This is a genomic window from Amycolatopsis minnesotensis, from assembly GCF_039529815.1.
In the GTDB taxonomy this organism is placed as follows: Bacteria; Actinomycetota; Actinomycetes; order Mycobacteriales; family Pseudonocardiaceae; genus Amycolatopsis; species Amycolatopsis minnesotensis.
In genome coordinates this window covers 1-13993 of sequence record NZ_BAAANN010000042.1, presented here as the reverse complement: position 1 = coordinate 13993, position 13993 = coordinate 1, and the positions used below count along the sequence as shown (strand labels likewise).

11 protein-coding genes, 2 tRNA genes and 1 pseudogene are annotated in these 13993 nt (G+C 68.6%); 4 read left to right on the top strand and 10 right to left on the bottom strand.

Going from position 1 to position 13993, the window contains the following annotated elements; genetic code table 11:
- Positions 1 to 21 precede the first annotated feature (21 nt).
- The gene (locus ABD256_RS36690; protein WP_344429656.1) at positions 22 to 1326 is read left to right on the top strand and encodes an acyltransferase family protein; all 1305 of its coding nucleotides are present in this window, start codon (positions 22 to 24) and stop codon (positions 1324 to 1326) included.
- On the opposite strand, the gene ABD256_RS36685 is transcribed toward ABD256_RS36690, so the two are convergent.
- From ABD256_RS36685 to ABD256_RS36660, 6 genes are all read right to left on the bottom strand, one after another.
- On the bottom strand, positions 1316 to 2206 hold the full coding sequence (locus ABD256_RS36685) for an amidohydrolase family protein (RefSeq protein WP_344429655.1): 891 nt from the start codon (positions 2204 to 2206) through the stop codon (positions 1316 to 1318). The two genes, ABD256_RS36690 and ABD256_RS36685, sit on opposite strands and share 11 nt — an antisense overlap.
- Positions 2206 to 2685 carry an SsrA-binding protein SmpB gene (gene smpB / locus ABD256_RS36680; RefSeq protein WP_344429653.1) on the bottom strand — a complete coding sequence of 160 codons (480 nt, stop codon included), beginning with the start codon at positions 2683 to 2685 and terminating at the stop codon, positions 2206 to 2208. The genes ABD256_RS36685 and smpB overlap by 1 nt, the downstream gene beginning before the upstream one ends.
- Positions 2686 to 2724: 39 nt before the next feature.
- On the bottom strand, positions 2725 to 3621 hold the full coding sequence (gene ftsX, locus ABD256_RS36675; RefSeq protein ID WP_344429650.1) for a permease-like cell division protein FtsX: 897 nt from the start codon (positions 3619 to 3621) through the stop codon (positions 2725 to 2727).
- A 50-nt stretch (positions 3622 to 3671) separates the two neighbouring features.
- Positions 3672 to 4361 (bottom strand): cell division ATP-binding protein FtsE, encoded by a 690-nt coding sequence (gene ftsE, locus ABD256_RS36670; RefSeq protein WP_344429649.1) that lies wholly within the window; start codon positions 4359 to 4361, stop codon positions 3672 to 3674.
- Positions 4362 to 4456: 95 nt separating this feature from the next.
- Positions 4457 to 5560, bottom strand: coding sequence for a peptide chain release factor 2 (prfB, locus tag ABD256_RS36665; protein ID WP_344429647.1), 1104 nt, complete (start codon positions 5558 to 5560; stop codon positions 4457 to 4459).
- Positions 5561 to 5645: 85 nt separating this feature from the next.
- Entirely contained in the window at positions 5646 to 6146 is a 501-nt protein-coding gene (locus ABD256_RS36660; protein ID WP_344429645.1) for a PadR family transcriptional regulator, read from the bottom strand.
- Positions 6147 to 6452: 306 nt separating this feature from the next.
- Here ABD256_RS36660 and ABD256_RS36655 point away from each other — a divergent pair.
- Positions 6453 to 6526: transfer RNA gene (locus tag ABD256_RS36655), tRNA-Met, on the top strand.
- A 668-nt stretch (positions 6527 to 7194) separates the two neighbouring features.
- On the opposite strand, the gene ABD256_RS36650 is transcribed toward ABD256_RS36655, so the two are convergent.
- Positions 7195 to 7268, bottom strand: a tRNA-Met gene (locus ABD256_RS36650).
- Between the two features lie 69 nt (positions 7269 to 7337).
- On the bottom strand, positions 7338 to 10298 hold the full coding sequence (locus ABD256_RS36645; protein ID WP_344429643.1) for a UPF0182 family protein: 2961 nt from the start codon (positions 10296 to 10298) through the stop codon (positions 7338 to 7340).
- Positions 10299 to 10458: 160 nt separating this feature from the next.
- Here ABD256_RS36645 and ABD256_RS36640 point away from each other — a divergent pair, with 160 nt between their 5' ends.
- Entirely contained in the window at positions 10459 to 11007 is a 549-nt protein-coding gene (locus ABD256_RS36640) for a PPA1309 family protein (RefSeq protein WP_344429641.1), read from the top strand.
- Between the two features lie 6 nt (positions 11008 to 11013).
- Here ABD256_RS36640 and ABD256_RS36635 read toward each other — a convergent pair whose 3' ends face one another.
- Positions 11014 to 12186 carry a YlbL family protein gene (locus tag ABD256_RS36635; RefSeq protein ID WP_344429639.1) on the bottom strand — a complete coding sequence of 391 codons (1173 nt, stop codon included), beginning with the start codon at positions 12184 to 12186 and terminating at the stop codon, positions 11014 to 11016.
- A gap of 143 nt (positions 12187 to 12329) precedes the next feature.
- On the opposite strand from ABD256_RS36635, the gene ABD256_RS36630 reads away from it, so the two are divergent.
- Positions 12330 to 13727, top strand: coding sequence for a zinc-dependent metalloprotease (locus tag ABD256_RS36630; protein ID WP_344429637.1), 1398 nt, complete (start codon positions 12330 to 12332; stop codon positions 13725 to 13727).
- Between the two features lie 164 nt (positions 13728 to 13891).
- On the opposite strand, the pseudogene ABD256_RS36625 reads toward ABD256_RS36630, so the two are convergent.
- Positions 13892 to 13993 (bottom strand): annotated as a pseudogene (locus ABD256_RS36625) (IS481 family transposase); the annotation flags it as partial.

The window sequence follows — 13993 nt, the reverse complement described above, 5'->3', positions numbered from 1 at the left end:
GGTTCCGACCAGGCTTGTGCCATGCGAGAAAGCCGCCAGAAGCCCCCTCGGGACAGGTTCCTCGACGTCGTCCGCGCGCTCGCGATCCTCGCCGTCGTCGTGCAGCACTGGCTGATGCCCGTGCTGTCCTATTCGGACGGTCGGCTGGCCACGGGGAACGCGCTTGCCACGCCGGGCTGGTGGATCCTCACCTGGTTGTCCCAGGTGATGCCGCTGGTCTTCTTCGCGGGAGGCGCCGCCAACCTGTACTCCCTGCGCGCCGCACCGTCCACACGGGACTGGTTGGCGGCGAGGGTGCGACGGCTGCTGGTGCCGGTGCTGCCGCTGATCGCGGCCTGGCTGGTGCTGCCCGGCCTGCTGAGCGAGCTCGGCGTGCCAGCGCAGCCGCTGCAGGTCGCGGGCTCGATCGCGGCGCAGCTGCTGTGGTTCCTCGCGGTGTACTTCGTGACGGTGCTCGTGACCCCGGCGATGGTGGCCGCGCACCGGCGGTGGGGCTGGCGGGTGCCCGCGGCGTTCGGCGTGCTCGCGCTGCTCGTCGACGTCGCCAGGTTCAACGACCTCGGCCTGCTCGGCTACGCCAACGCGCTGTTCATCTGGCTCGCCGTGCACCAGCTCGGCTTCCACTACGTGGACGGGAAACTCGGCTCGCTCGGCCGGAACAAGGCGCTCGCGCTGTCGGCCGCCGGCTTCGGGAGCACCGCGCTGATGGTCGCGTTCGGGCCCTATCCGGGCAGCATGATCGGCATGCCCGGCGCGCCGGTGTCCAACATGAGCCCGCCGACCGCGCTGCTCGGGTTCGTCGCGATCGGCCAGATCGGCCTGCTGCTCGCCGCGAAGGGCGCGCTGAACCGGCTCGCCGCACGCCCGCCGGTGACCGCGGCGCTGCGCTGGATCGGCCCGAGGTTCATGACCGTCTACCTCTGGCACATGCAGGCGCTGACCGTCGTCGCCGGGATCACCGTGCTGGGCCTCGGCTACGCGACACCGGAACCGGGCAGCACGCTGTGGTTCGTGCTGGCGCCGATGTGGTTCGTCCTCGCCGCGCTCGTGCTCAGCGGCCTGCTGCGGGTGTTCGGCCGCTTCGAGACCCGGCCGCCGAGCGGGACCGTCACAGCGCCGGCCTGGCAGCTCGCGGTGGCCGCGGTGCTGGCGTCGGCAGGCATGCTCGGGCTCGCCGCGAACGGCTTCGCTCCCCCGGCGGGCACCGGCCTGTTCGGCGGCCCGCTGCCCTGGGTGGCGCTGACCGCGGGCGCCTACCTGCTCTCCGGCAAGCGGTTGCCGCGGCCCGCCGCGAGGCCGGTGCTGGCGCAGCGCGTCAAAGCCTGAGCAGTGCGCGGCCGTTGTCCTGGAGCACGGCGCGCAGGAACGGCGCACCGAGGCGGTCGTCGGCGGCCCAGCCGGCGATCGCCTCGAGCTGTGTGGCGTAGCTGTAGGGGATGTTGGGGAAATCGGTGCCGAGCACCACCCGGTCGGCGATGCCCGCGATCCGCGCGGACCAGTCCGGCGGCAGCGGCATCATCTTCTCCGTGAACGGCACGCCGACCATGGTCGTGTCGAGGTACACCCTCGGGTACCGCGCCACCAGGTCGAAGGCCTCGTCGTACTCGGGCATCCCGGCGTGCGCCAGCACGAGCGTGAGCCGCGGGTGCCGGACGAGCACCTGCTCGAAGAGATCGAGGCCGGTGTGCTTGCCCCGCAACGGTCCATGTCCACAGTGGACGACCGCGGGCACGCCCGCGTCGGCGATCGCGCCCCACGCGTCGTCGAGCAGTTCGTCACGTGGGTCGTACGCACCGACCTGCACGTGCGCCTTGAAACAGCGGACATCCGCGCGCAGCGCTTCCTCCACATAGGACGCCGCGCCGGGCTCCGGGTACAGGGTGGCGGTGCGGACGGCCTCCGGCACGCCGTCGGCGAACTCGCGCACCCACCCGTTGAGCCACTCGGCCATCCCCGGCTTGTGCGGGTACACCAGCGGTGCGAACGCCGAGACGCCCAGCGCGCGCAGCGTCTCGACCCGTTCTTCCTGCGGCGTCCGGTAGTGCACCGGCCACGGCACCCCGTAGTGCGTCTCGGCCTCGTCGAAGTAGGCCCACACCTTGCGCAGCACCGGTTCGGGCAGGAAGTGGACGTGCAGGTCGACCAGCCCGTCGAGCCCCAGCGCGGACACCCACGCCGGGACGTCCGCGTCCGAACCGGGGGCCATCAGTCGAACTTGCCCTTCAGCGCCCTGCCCATCGCGCGCGAGATCTCCCGGTCGGAGTCGCGCTTCGCGAGGCTCTGCCGCTTGTCGTAGGCCTTCTTGCCCTTCGCCAGCGCGATCTCGACCTTGACCTTGCCGTCCTTGAAGTACATCGACAGCGGGACCAGGCTCAGCCCGCTCTCCTTGGTCTTCCCGATCAGCCGCTCGATCTCCCTGCGGTGCAGGAGGAGCTTGCGGGTGCGGCGCGGCATGTGGTTCGTCCAGGTGCCCTGGATGTACTCCGGGATGTGCACGTTGCGCAGGAAGACCTCGCCGTCGTCGACGGTCGCGAACGCGTCCGCGAGCGAGGCCTTCCCTTCCCGCAGGCTTTTCACCTCGGTGCCCACGAGCACGAGCCCGGCTTCGTAGGTGTCCAGGATGGAGTAGTCGTGCCGCGCTCTGCGGTTCGACACGATCACCTTCTGGCCACGTTCCTTGGGCATATCTCGACTCTACGTGACTTTCCGCAGGTGGGCAGGTGATTAATTGCGCACGTACAACCGCAGCGTCAGGTAGCCGGTGATCGCCGAAATGATCACCGACGCCCCGATCAGCACCGGCGCCACCGGGAACAGGATGTCGATCAGCTCGACCTTCGGCAGCGGAGGGATCTTTTCCAGGATTCCGTCGAGGAAGACGTACTTGAGCCCGATCAGCCCGCCGACCGACAGGACCGCACCGGCAAGGCCGGCGACCACCGCCTCCAGCAGGAACGGAAGCTGCGTGTACCAGCGCGTCGCACCGACCAGCCGCATGATGCCGACCTCGGTGCGCCGGGTGAACGCCGAGACCTGGATCGTGTTCGAGATCAGCATCAACGCGGCGAGCAGCAGCACCACGAACACCACGAAGGTGATGTTGCGGCCGGCGTTGAGCACGCTGAAGAAGCGGTCGAGGAACTCGCTCTGGTCGTCGACCCTGTCCACGCCCGGTTTGCCGGTGTACTGCTTGACCAGCAGTTCGCTGCGGGTGGGGTCCTTGAGCTTGACCTTCAGCGACGCGGGCAGCGAGCCGGGCGTCGCCAGCTCGACCAGCTCGGGCTGGCTGGCGAAGATCTCCTTGAAGCGCTGGTACGCCTTGTCGCGGTCTTCGAAGACCACCGACTCGACCAGCGGGTTGTCGCCGAGCTCCTGCCGGATCTGCTGGCAGACCGGGCCGCTGCAGTCCTTGTCGCTGGCGCTGATGTCCGACGTGAAGTAAACGCTCACCTCGATGTCGGCCATGTAGCGCTGCTGCATCTTGTCGATCGACCCGACGATGATCAGACCACCGCCCAGCATGGCAAGCGAGATCGCGGTGGTGATGATCATCGCGATGGTCATCGTGATGTTCCGGCGGAGGCCGGTGATGACCTCGCTGAACACGAAGCTGGCGCGCATCTGCGGTGTCTGTCCTTGGGTCGGGGGCTGGACGGTGAGGGGGAAGGGGGCTAGCGGCCTACGCCGTAGACACCGCGTGCGTCATCGCGGACGACCCGGCCGAGGTGCAGTTCGACGACGCGGCGGCGCATCGAGTCCACGATGGAATGGTCGTGGGTGGCCATCACCACGGTCGTGCCGGTGCGGTTGATGCGCTCCAGCAGCAGCATGATGTCCTGACTGGTGTCCGGGTCGAGGTTCCCGGTCGGCTCGTCGGCGAGCAGCACCAGCGGCCGGTTCACGAAGGCACGGGCGATCGCGACGCGCTGCTGCTCACCACCGGAAAGCTCGTTCGGCAGCCGGTCGGCCTTGCCGTCGAGCCCGACGAGTTCGAGCACCTCGGGCACGACCTTGCGGATCGTCTGCTTCGGCTTGCCGATCACCTCGAGGGCGAACGCGACGTTCTCGGCGACCGTCTTGTTGCCGAGCAGCCGGAAGTCCTGGAACACGCAGCCGATGGTCTGGCGCAGGCGGGGGACCCTGCGGCGGGCCATCTTGGCGACGTCGAAATTGGACACGAACACCCGGCCCTTGCTTGGCACCTCTTCGCGCAGCAGCAGCCGGAGGAAGGTCGACTTCCCCGATCCCGAGGGACCGATGAGGAAGACGAACTCGCCCTTGTCCATCTCGACCGAAACCCGTTCCAACGCGGGGCGGGTCGAGGTCTTGTAGACCTTGGATACCTCTTCGAGCCGGATCACGGTTCGGCATCCTACTCACCACACCCGTTAAGCCGGGGTTGGCGTCCACCTATACCGTCGTGACGAGTTTTTCACTTCACCGGGAAATGGCTCCCTCAGGCGTTTTCGGTCTGCTTCCGCCAGCGGACGCCCGCCTCGAGGAAACCGTCGATCTCGCCGTCGAGCACCGCGGACGGGTTGCCGACCTCGAACTCGGTCCGCAGGTCCTTCACCATCTGGTACGGGTGCAGCACGTAGGAGCGCATCTGGTTGCCCCAGCTCGAACCGCCGTCCTTGAGCGCGTTCATCTCGGCTCGCTCCTCCTCCTTCTTCCGCTGGAGGAGCTTGGCCTGCAACACCTTCATCGCCGCCGCCTTGTTCTGCAGCTGCGACTTCTCGTTCTGGCACGAGACCACCACACCGGTCGGCAGGTGCGTGATGCGCACCGCGGAGTCGGTGGTGTTCACGCTCTGCCCACCCGGTCCTGACGATCGGTAGACGTCGACGCGGATGTCCTTCTCCGGGATGTCGACGTGGTCGACCTCTTCGACCTCGGGGAGCACCTCGACGTGCGCGAAGGAGGTCTGGCGGCGGTTCTGGTTGTCGAACGGCGAAATGCGCACCAGCCGGTGCGTGCCCTGCTCGACGGAAAGGGTGCCGTACACGTACGGCGCGGTCACCTTGAAGGTCGCGGACTTGATGCCCGCTTCCTCGGCGTAGGAGATGTCGTAGACGTCGGTCGGGTAGCCGTGCCGCTCGGTCCAGCGCAGGTACATCCGCATCAGCATCTCGGCCCAGTCCGCCGCGTCGACGCCGCCCGCCTCGGACCTGATGGTCACCACGGCGTTGCGGTCGTCGTACTCACCGGAGAGCAGCGTGCGGACCTCGAGCGCGTCGACGTCCTTGGCCAGCTGCACGAGATCGGTCTCGGCCTCGGCGAGGCTGCCGCTGTCGCCCTCTTCGGCCGCGAGCTCGTGGAGGACCGTCAGGTCGTCGAGGCGCTGGCGGAGATCGGAGACGCGGCGCAGATCACCTTGCCGGTGCGAGAGCTGGCTGGTGACCTTCTGCGCGGTCTCAGGGTCGTCCCACAGGTCGGGCTTGGCCGCCTGCTGTTCGAGATCGGCGATCTCCGCGCGCAACGCGCCGAGGTCCATCACCGACTCGACTTGCGTCAGCTTGCCGGCGACGTCCTTCAGGTCTGCTTCGAAGTCAGCACTCACGCCGGTCAAGGTTACGCCAAGACGGTGGGGCGGTTACGGGTAACCGCCCCACGCGAGTCCACCGGCGCCCGTGGACCTCTTCGGGTCAGGACTGCGGGATCGAGTCCAGCAGCTTCAGCGCCGCCTTGGCGTGCGCCTGGCCGAAGTCGGCGACGGCCTTGGCGTACGGGTCCTGCGCCGCCTTGGTCGCGGCCTTGGCGTCGTCGAGCTCCTGGTTGTACCGCGTGCGTGCGGCGTCCACGAGCACGGTGCGCTGCTTCGCGGTCAGCGAGGCCGCGTGGACCAGACGCAGGATCAGCGGGCTGCGGAGGTGGTCGGGCCCCGCCTCACCGGTGAGCCAGCCCTTGAAGGCCTTCTTGCCCGCGGCGGTGATGACGTACTGCTGACTCGAGCGCGGCCCCTGCTTGCCGAGCCGGACCAGACCTTCTTTGGACAGCGCGGGCAGCTCCCGGTAGACCTGGCTCCTCGTGACGCTGAAGAAGGCGCCGAACTTCTCGTCCGCGCCCGCAACGAGCTGCCCGCCGGTGGCGGGCCCTTCGTGGAGCAGTCCCAACAGTGCTGCGGCGGTTGCATTCAATTCAGACACCACCCCACGGTCCCACTTTTCCCCCCTTCTGTCCACAGTGGTCACCGATTCTGTCCATTGTGGCTAGTACCGATGGTCCCCAGCGACCACACACCGTGTCCACCACCCCTCATTCGGCCTAACCGTGTCCACAGTAGACACAGTTAATCATCGAACCTTTGGTTTTCCGACCCCAGCCAACCCCCGATTAATCCCTTAATGAAGACCCCTCACGAAGCCCCCTCGGCCACGCTCGCCCGCCTTCGGACCCCCCGCCGCGCAGCCCCCAGAACCCATCCCGTAGAGTTCCACCCATCAGCAAAACGGCGCGGGGTGGAGCAGCTCGGTAGCTCGCTGGGCTCATAACCCAGAGGTCGCAGGTTCAAATCCTGTCCCCGCTACAGGTGCAGGGGTGTGTGCTCGCAGAAAGCGCGAGCCACACCCCTTTCGCTTTGCACTGGGGGTCGAACCCCCAGACCCCCGCCAAGAGGGGCTCCGCCCCCTTGGATTCCCCTTGGGGGCTTCGCTCCCTTGCCCCCTTCACTGCTGGGCGCGTTGCAGGTTCGGTCCAGTAGGTGTCGCGGGTGGGTGGGGCTCTTCGGGTCGGGCGTGCACCTTCTGGGCGCGGTCCGGCTCAGCTCGGGCTAACCAACGGCTAAGAATTTGGGGTCACTGGCGGGTTTTTGGTGCGGGTTCGCACCATGTGAGTCCCAGTAGGACCAACTGGACCAGACCACTCCCCCACCCACCCAGCCAGTCCACTTCGGACAACTCGGCACCACCGCAAGTCACAAACCACGCCCAAGTGAGCACTTTTCGCCCCCCGCCCCCACCAAGGCAAGCGAAGCGACGCCCACACCCCCCGCGACGCCTACTGAACCGAACCACGCAACCTACTGAACCGAACCCACGCAACGCGCCCAGCAAGAAGGGGGCAAGGGGGCGAAGCCCCCAAGGGGGATCCAAGGGGGCGGAGCCCCTCTTGGCGGGGGTCTGGGGGTTCGACCCCCAGTGCAATGCGAAAGAGGCGTGGCCCGCGCAATCCGCGGACACACGCCTCCAACCTCTGTAGCGGGGACAGGATTTGAACCTGCGACCTCTGGGTTATGAGCCCAGCGAGCTACCGAGCTGCTCCACCCCGCGTCGGTGACACCTACCTTACGCGCAGGTTTCCGGTGCGCGCAAAGCAGGTGCCACTCCTGGTGTCCGACATCACCCGCCTGGCTTGGCCTTGGCGGCGTCGTAGGCCTTGGCGGCCTCGTCGAGTGCCTGGAGTGCCGCGCCCTGGTCGGTGAAGTTGCCCGACTGCTGGGCGGTCTTCAACCTGCCGAGTGCGGCCGCGATGTCGCCGACGGCCTTGTCGAGCGCCGCGGAGCCACCGGGGGGTGGCACGGCCTGCGACTGGCTCGAAGGCGGCGGTGCGGTGCTGCTGGACGGGCTGGACGGCCCGGTCGACGTGCCGGGCTGGCCCGGCACCGGGGCCGGCGGCGCCGGGGTGCCGCTGAGCACGTTCTTGATGGCTTCGCCGATGGTGGGGGCGTACCCGATCTTGTTGCCGTAGGCGACGAGCACGCGCGCGAGCTGCGGGTAGCTGTTCTGGTTGCGCTGTTGCAGGTACACCGGTTCCACGTACAGGAAGCTGTTCCCGACCGGCAGCGTCAGCAGGTTGCCGAAGATGATGTTGACGCTGTTGTTGGTGAAGAACGTCCGTTCCTGCGCGAAGCCGGGGTCGCTTTGGAGCTTGTTCTGCACCTGCACCGGGCCGTCGACCTGTGCCCCGCTGCCGTCCGTCGGTAGTCGCAGCACCTTGATCGCGCCGTAGTCCTTGGGATCGGAGGACACCGACACCCACGCCGCCAGGTACTGCCGCTGCAGTGCGACCAGCGAACTGGTGAGCTGGAACTTCGCGCGGTCGTCGCCGGGTGTCTGCGCGTACACGTAGTAGGCGGGCTGCTTGACGCCGTTGCCGGTGGGATCGAGGCCGCCCTCCTGCGTCGGGTCCTGCGGCACGTTCCAGAAGTTCTGCGTGGAGTAGAACGCCTTGGGGTCCTCGACGTGGTACTTGGACAGCAGGTCGCGCTGGACCTTGAAGAGGTCCTCCGGGTAGCGGAAGTGGTCCCTCAGGTCCGGCGGGATCTCCGCGTTCGGCTTGACCACACCGGGGAACACCTTTTCCCACGCCTTCAGCAGCGGGTCCTTGGTGTCCATTTCGTACAGCGTGACCTTGCCGGTGTAGGCGTCGACGGTGGCCTTCACCGAGTTGCGGATGTAGTTGATCGACGCGTTGGTCTGGCGTGCCACGCCGGCGAGCGAATCCTGCGTCACGTCACCGAACTGCGTCTTCTGCGCGTACGGGAACTGGTCCATCGTGGTGTAGCCGTCGATGATCCACTGGATCCGGCCGTCGATCACCGCGGGATAGGGGTCGCCGTCGACCTTGAGCCACGGCGCGAGCTTGCTGACGCGGTCGCGCGGGTCCCGGTTGTACATGATCTTGGAGCCGTCGCCGATGGCGTCGGAGAACAGGATGTTCCGCTCGCCGTAGTTGGCCGCGAACACGAGCCGGTTGAACCAGTTGTTGATCGGCACGCCACCGCCGCCCTCGTAGCGGTACGACTGGTGGTTCGCGTCGTCGTACTCGCCGGGCGCCTGCCCTGACCCCTGCGGACCGCCGACGATCGCGTAGTCGGCTTCTGTGGAGAGCTCGCCGTAGTAGATGCGCGGCTGGTCGACCTTGATCCCGCCCGCGTTCGGGTTCCTGGTGTCGCTCGTGGTGGCGACGGGGTAGCCGCCGTCGCTGTTGGCGCCCTGCACGGCGCGGTCGATCGTGTTGGCCGGCGCGGCGACGAAACCGTTGCCGTGCGTGTAGACGAGGTGGCGGTTGATCCAGCTCTTCTGGTTGTCGACGAGCCGGTTGCTGTCGACTTCCTTCGCCGCGACGATGTAGTCCTGCGTCTTGCCGTTGACCGTGTAGCGGTCGATGTCGAGCTTCTGCGGGAAGCCGTAGATGTTCTCGCCGCCGACGCGCTGGGTGAACGTCGGGCTGAGCACGTTCGGGTCGAGCAGGCGGATGTTCGGGACGGTCGTCTTGTCGTTCTGGATCTGCTGCACCGCGTTCGGCGCCGGTGTGCCGGAGTACTGGTCGTACTGCACGCCGTTGAGCGCGAACGCGTGCTTGGTGGCGTCCATGTTCCGGTGGATCGACGCGGCTTCCTTGTCGTTCGCGTTCGGCTTGACCGAGAACTGCTCGAGCACCGCGGGCCACGCGGCGCCGACGAGCACGCCGGAGAGGATGAGCAGTACGAGCGCGATCGCGGGCAGCTGGATGTTGCGCAGGAACGCGCCCGCGAAGAACGCGATCGCGCAGAACACCGAAATGCACAGCAGGATCAGTTTCGCCGGCAGCACCGCGTTGAGGTCGGTGTAGGTCGCACCGTAGAACAGCGGGGCGTTGCGATCGGAGAACAACAGGTTGTACCGGTCGAAGAAGTATTCGACGGCCTTCATCAGCACGAACAGCCCGACGGTGCTCAGCAGTTGCACGCGCGCCGAGCTGGTGAGCTGCCCGCCGCGGCCGGCGAGCCGGATTCCGCCGAAGAGGTAGTGCGAGATGAGCGCGCCGACGAAACCGACCGCGAGCGCGATGAAGACCCAGCCGAGGAGCCAGTTGTAGAACGGGAGATCGAAGGCGTAGAAGCCGACGTCGTTGCCGAACTCGGCGTCGGCCTGGCCGAAGGAGGTGCCGTTCAGGAACAACTGCACGCGCTGCCAGTCGCCCTGCGCGCTCGCGCCCGCGACGACACCGGCGATCACCGGGAGCCCGATGCCGAACAGCCGGATGCGCGCGACGACCGTCGACCGGTACCTGGCGAGCGGGTCGTCGGTGCCGGACAGCGGCACGAACACCGGGCGCGTCCGGTAGGCGATCATCAGGCTGATCGCCAGTGTGCCGCCGACGAAGAGCCCGACCGCGAAGAACAACACGATTCTGGTGACCAGGATGGTGTTGAAAACGCTGCGCCCGCCGACTTCGCCGAACCACAGCCAGTCGACATAGGTCCCGAGCAACCGCGCGCCGAGCAGCAGAGCCAGCACGAGCACGGCGGCGATGATCAGCAGAATCCGGCTACGCCGGGACAGCTTCGGCAGGCTGACAGGGGGCCGAGTGGCCACTGCGCACGCTCCTGATCTCGTGAATCTCGTTCTCACCGGTGCCGGAACGGAATCCGGCCCCTGGTCACCTAACTCTACGGAGGGGCTGTCGAGTTCCCGACAACCACCCAAACCGGACGCTGGCGCGGCACGCTACGGGGGCGCCTGCGACGATGGCGCCATGGAAAGCAGCACCGAAGAAGTGCCGGGCGCGGCGGTGGCGAACCTGGCCCGCGAGGTCGAGGAGTTCGTCGCGTCGGGCGGATGGGACCAGCAGCCCCAGCTGTTCGCGCTGGTGCCCACCGAAACGCTGCTCGCGGAACAGCCGGAGCTGGCCGGGCAGCTCGGCGGGCCGGGCACGCTGACCCCGGTCGCGCAGGAACCGCTGCCGGAAGGCGATCTCGCCGATTCACTCGCCAGGATCGCCTGGCCGGACGTCGTCGCGGGCTGCGCGCTGGCGCAGGAGATCATCGTGCTGCCGCCCGAGGCGGAGGCCGATCTGCCCACCGCCGAATCGGCCGACGCGGCGCGCCTGCGCCAGGCCGCGGCCGACCACCCCCACCGCACCGAGGCCAGGCTGGTCGCCGCCGTGGTGCGCGGCGACGGGCCCGGCGCGTGCGTCATGCGGCTGCGCGGCGCGGCGGAGGGGGACGCGGTGGACGAGATCATCGAGCATCCCGACCTGGCGCCGAACCTCGTCGACGCGCTCCGCGCCACGCTGGCGCCGTAGCCGGGCTCAGCACGACGGGGCCGGCCTCCCCGCCTTCAGGTCGTCGAGCGCGTCGAGCGCACTGTCCAAATTGGTCACCTTCACCAGCTTGAGCCCGTCCGGCACGGCCGCCGCGGCTTCGGTGCAGTTGGCGGCCGGGGTCAGGAACACCGTCGCACCCGCCTCGCGCGCGCCGACGACCTTGAACGAGATACCGCCGATCGGGCCGACGTTGCCCTTCTCGTCGATCTCGCCGGTGCCCGCGATGTGCTCGCCCGCCACCATCTCGCCGGGGGTCAGCCGGTCGACGATCGCCAGCGCGAACATCAGGCCCGCGGACGGCCCGCCCACGTCCTGTAGCGAGATCTTCACGTCGAAGGGCACGTCGGCGCGGTCGATCGGGGACAGGCCGATGAAGCCTTCCTTGCGGTCCGCGTTCTGCGCGAGCGTGAGCGTCTCGGTGCGCTGCGGCTGGCCCTCGTGCTGGAAGCTCAGCGAGATCGTCTCGCCCGGCTTGGTGCCGGCCAGCGCGGCGCGCACGTCTTCTTCCTTCGAGATCGGCTTCCCGTTGACCGTGAGGAGCCGGTCGCCCGCCGACAGCACGTGGTCGGCGGGGCTGCCCGCGACGACGTTGTTGGCGAGCACCTTGGTCGGGAACCCGAGGTGGCGCAGCGCCGCGACCTCGGCGTTGCTCTGCGAGTCCTGGAACTGCTTGACGTTCTCCTTCTTGACCTGCTCGTCGCTCTCGCCCGGCTTGTAGTAGTCCTCGCGCGGCGCCAGCGCGTACCGCCCGCTCACCCAGAGGCCGAGCGCCCCGAAGAGGGTCACCTCGTCGGTCAGCGAGATGGTGGTCATCCGCAGCTCGCCCGAGGTCGGGTAGGTCTGCTGGCCGTTGATCTCGATGACCGGCTTGCCACCGGACTGGCCGAGGGTGTCGTAGGTGGGGCCCGGCCCGACCGCCACGTAGGGCACCCGGACGAACGCCCCGGTGAGGCCGAACACCACCACCAGCAGGAAGCTCGCCACCAGCGTCCAGGTGCGCCTGGTCATGGTGCGGCCGCGCGGGCCCTGCGGGTGTTCGGTCGCGCCCCGGCCGCCGTCGCCCTGGACGGGGTCCGGTTCGGCGGCGGTGGTGGCACCCGGTGCGGCACTCGGCCGCCGGGTGCCATGGGCTGCGGTTTCGTCGGGGCGCTCGCTCACCCGAGACAGCGTACGGTGACCGGTGTACGACCTGAGTGCAGGCCACGCCACGCGCCGTCAGTATCTCTCCGGATCTCTCCGGCCCGTTCCGGAGCGGCGCGGCTGGCGAGGTCGGCATTGCCCGACCCGCGTACGGTGGTGTTATGAGCAATCTCCCCTTCGGCTTCGGACTTCCCGATCCCGACAAGCGTGGTGACAACGAGCCATCGGGCGGCGGTGGCCAGGAGCAGCCGGGTGCCGACGCGTTCGGTCAGCTGGGACAGATGCTCAGCCAGCTCGGCCAGATGCTCAGCCAGGCGGGCACCTCGACCGGGCCGGTGAACTACGACCTCGCGAAGCAGATCGCGCTGCAGAACCTCGGCGGCACCGGCGAGGTCAAGCTCGGCTTCGCCTCCGGCGCGTCCGGCAACGCGACCGGTGACACCGGCACCGCGGTCCGCGACGCCGCGCACCTCGCCGAACTGTGGCTCGACTCCGCGACGATCCTGCCCGCGGGCGCCACCAGCTCGGTGGCGTGGACGCCGAAGGACTGGGTGGAAAAGACCCTGCCCACCTGGCAGCGGCTGTGCGACCCGGTGGCGAAGCAGGTCTCCGGCGCATGGGTCGAGGCGCTGCCCGACGAAGCGAAGCAGGCCGCGGGCCCGCTGTTGTCCATGGTCGGCCAGATGGGCGGCATGGCGTTCGGGTCCCAGCTCGGCAACGCGCTCGGCCAGCTCGCCGCCGAGGTGCTGACCTCGACCGAGGTCGGCCTCCCGCTCGGTCCCGCCGCCACTTCCGCGCTGCTTCCCGCGAACGTGGAGAAGTTCACCGAGGGCCTCGAGCTGCCGAGCAGCGAGGTGCTGGTGTTCCTCGCCGCGCGCGAGGCGGCGCACCAGCGCCTGTTCGCGCACGTGCCGTGGCTGCGGCAGCGGTTGCTGGCGACCGTCGAAGAGTTCGCCAATGGCATTAAGGTGGACATCTCGGGCCTCGAGGAGATCGCGGGCCGGATCGACCCGAGCAACCCCGCCGCGATCGAGGAGGCGATGTCCTCCGGTCTGCTCGAACCGCAGACCACTCCGGAGCAGCAGGCCGCGCTGAACCGCCTGGAGACCCTGCTCGCGCTGGTCGAAGGCTGGGTCGACGTGGTGGTCGCCGAGGCGATCGGGGACCGGCTCCCCGGCGCCGACGCGCTGCGGGAAACCCTGCGCCGCCGCCGCGCGACGGGCGGGCCGGCCGAGCAGACCTTCGCCACCCTCGTCGGCCTCGAGCTGCGGCCGCGGCGCATGCGCGCGGCTTCGGCGCTCTGGAAGCTCGTCGGCGACCAGCACGGCGCGGAAAAGCGCGACGGCCTGTGGAGCCACCCGGACCTGCTGCCGACCGCCACCGATCTGGACGACCCGATGGAGTTCGCCGAGCACCTCGGCGACCGGCCGTCCGACGAGCTGGACCCGATCGCCGAGCTCGAACGCACCGAGCGGGCCGAGCAAGAAGCGAAGTCGGCCGACGCTGACGAGAAGCCAGCCGAGAAGCCGGAAGACGGCGACACGGGCACCAAGGACTGACCGAAGAACCGTGCGGGCCGCCTCGACCACGAGGTGGCCCGCACGCTTTCCGCCTCCTCCGAGGCATCGGCCCGAAGACGGTCCCGAGTCCACTGCCCGCGAGGGAACTCCGGCAGCGCGTTCCCGCTCGCCGCGGGTGAAACTGACGCCCCAGCAGGCGCGGCCTAGTTGTATTGCCCTGTGAGGTTGGGGACGCGGCTGGCGGGTGGTTTGCCGGTGAGTGCGGTGTGGCCGCGGTGGTGATTGTAGGTGTGTAGCCAGTCCGG

What these genes read in the sequence shown, in the direction of transcription:
- ABD256_RS36690 (WP_344429656.1), top strand. Translation starts at nt 22, where the DNA reads ATGCGAGAAAGCCGCCAGAAGCCCCCTCGGGACAGGTTCCTCGACGTC.
- ABD256_RS36685 (WP_344429655.1), bottom strand. Translation starts at nt 2,206, where the DNA reads ATGGCCCCCGGTTCGGACGCGGACGTCCCGGCGTGGGTGTCCGCGCTG.
- smpB (WP_344429653.1), bottom strand. Translation starts at nt 2,685, where the DNA reads ATGCCCAAGGAACGTGGCCAGAAGGTGATCGTGTCGAACCGCAGAGCG.
- ftsX (WP_344429650.1), bottom strand. Translation starts at nt 3,621, where the DNA reads ATGCGCGCCAGCTTCGTGTTCAGCGAGGTCATCACCGGCCTCCGCCGG.
- ABD256_RS36640 (WP_344429641.1), top strand. Translation starts at nt 10,459, where the DNA reads ATGGAAAGCAGCACCGAAGAAGTGCCGGGCGCGGCGGTGGCGAACCTG.
- ABD256_RS36630 (WP_344429637.1), top strand. Translation starts at nt 12,330, where the DNA reads ATGAGCAATCTCCCCTTCGGCTTCGGACTTCCCGATCCCGACAAGCGT.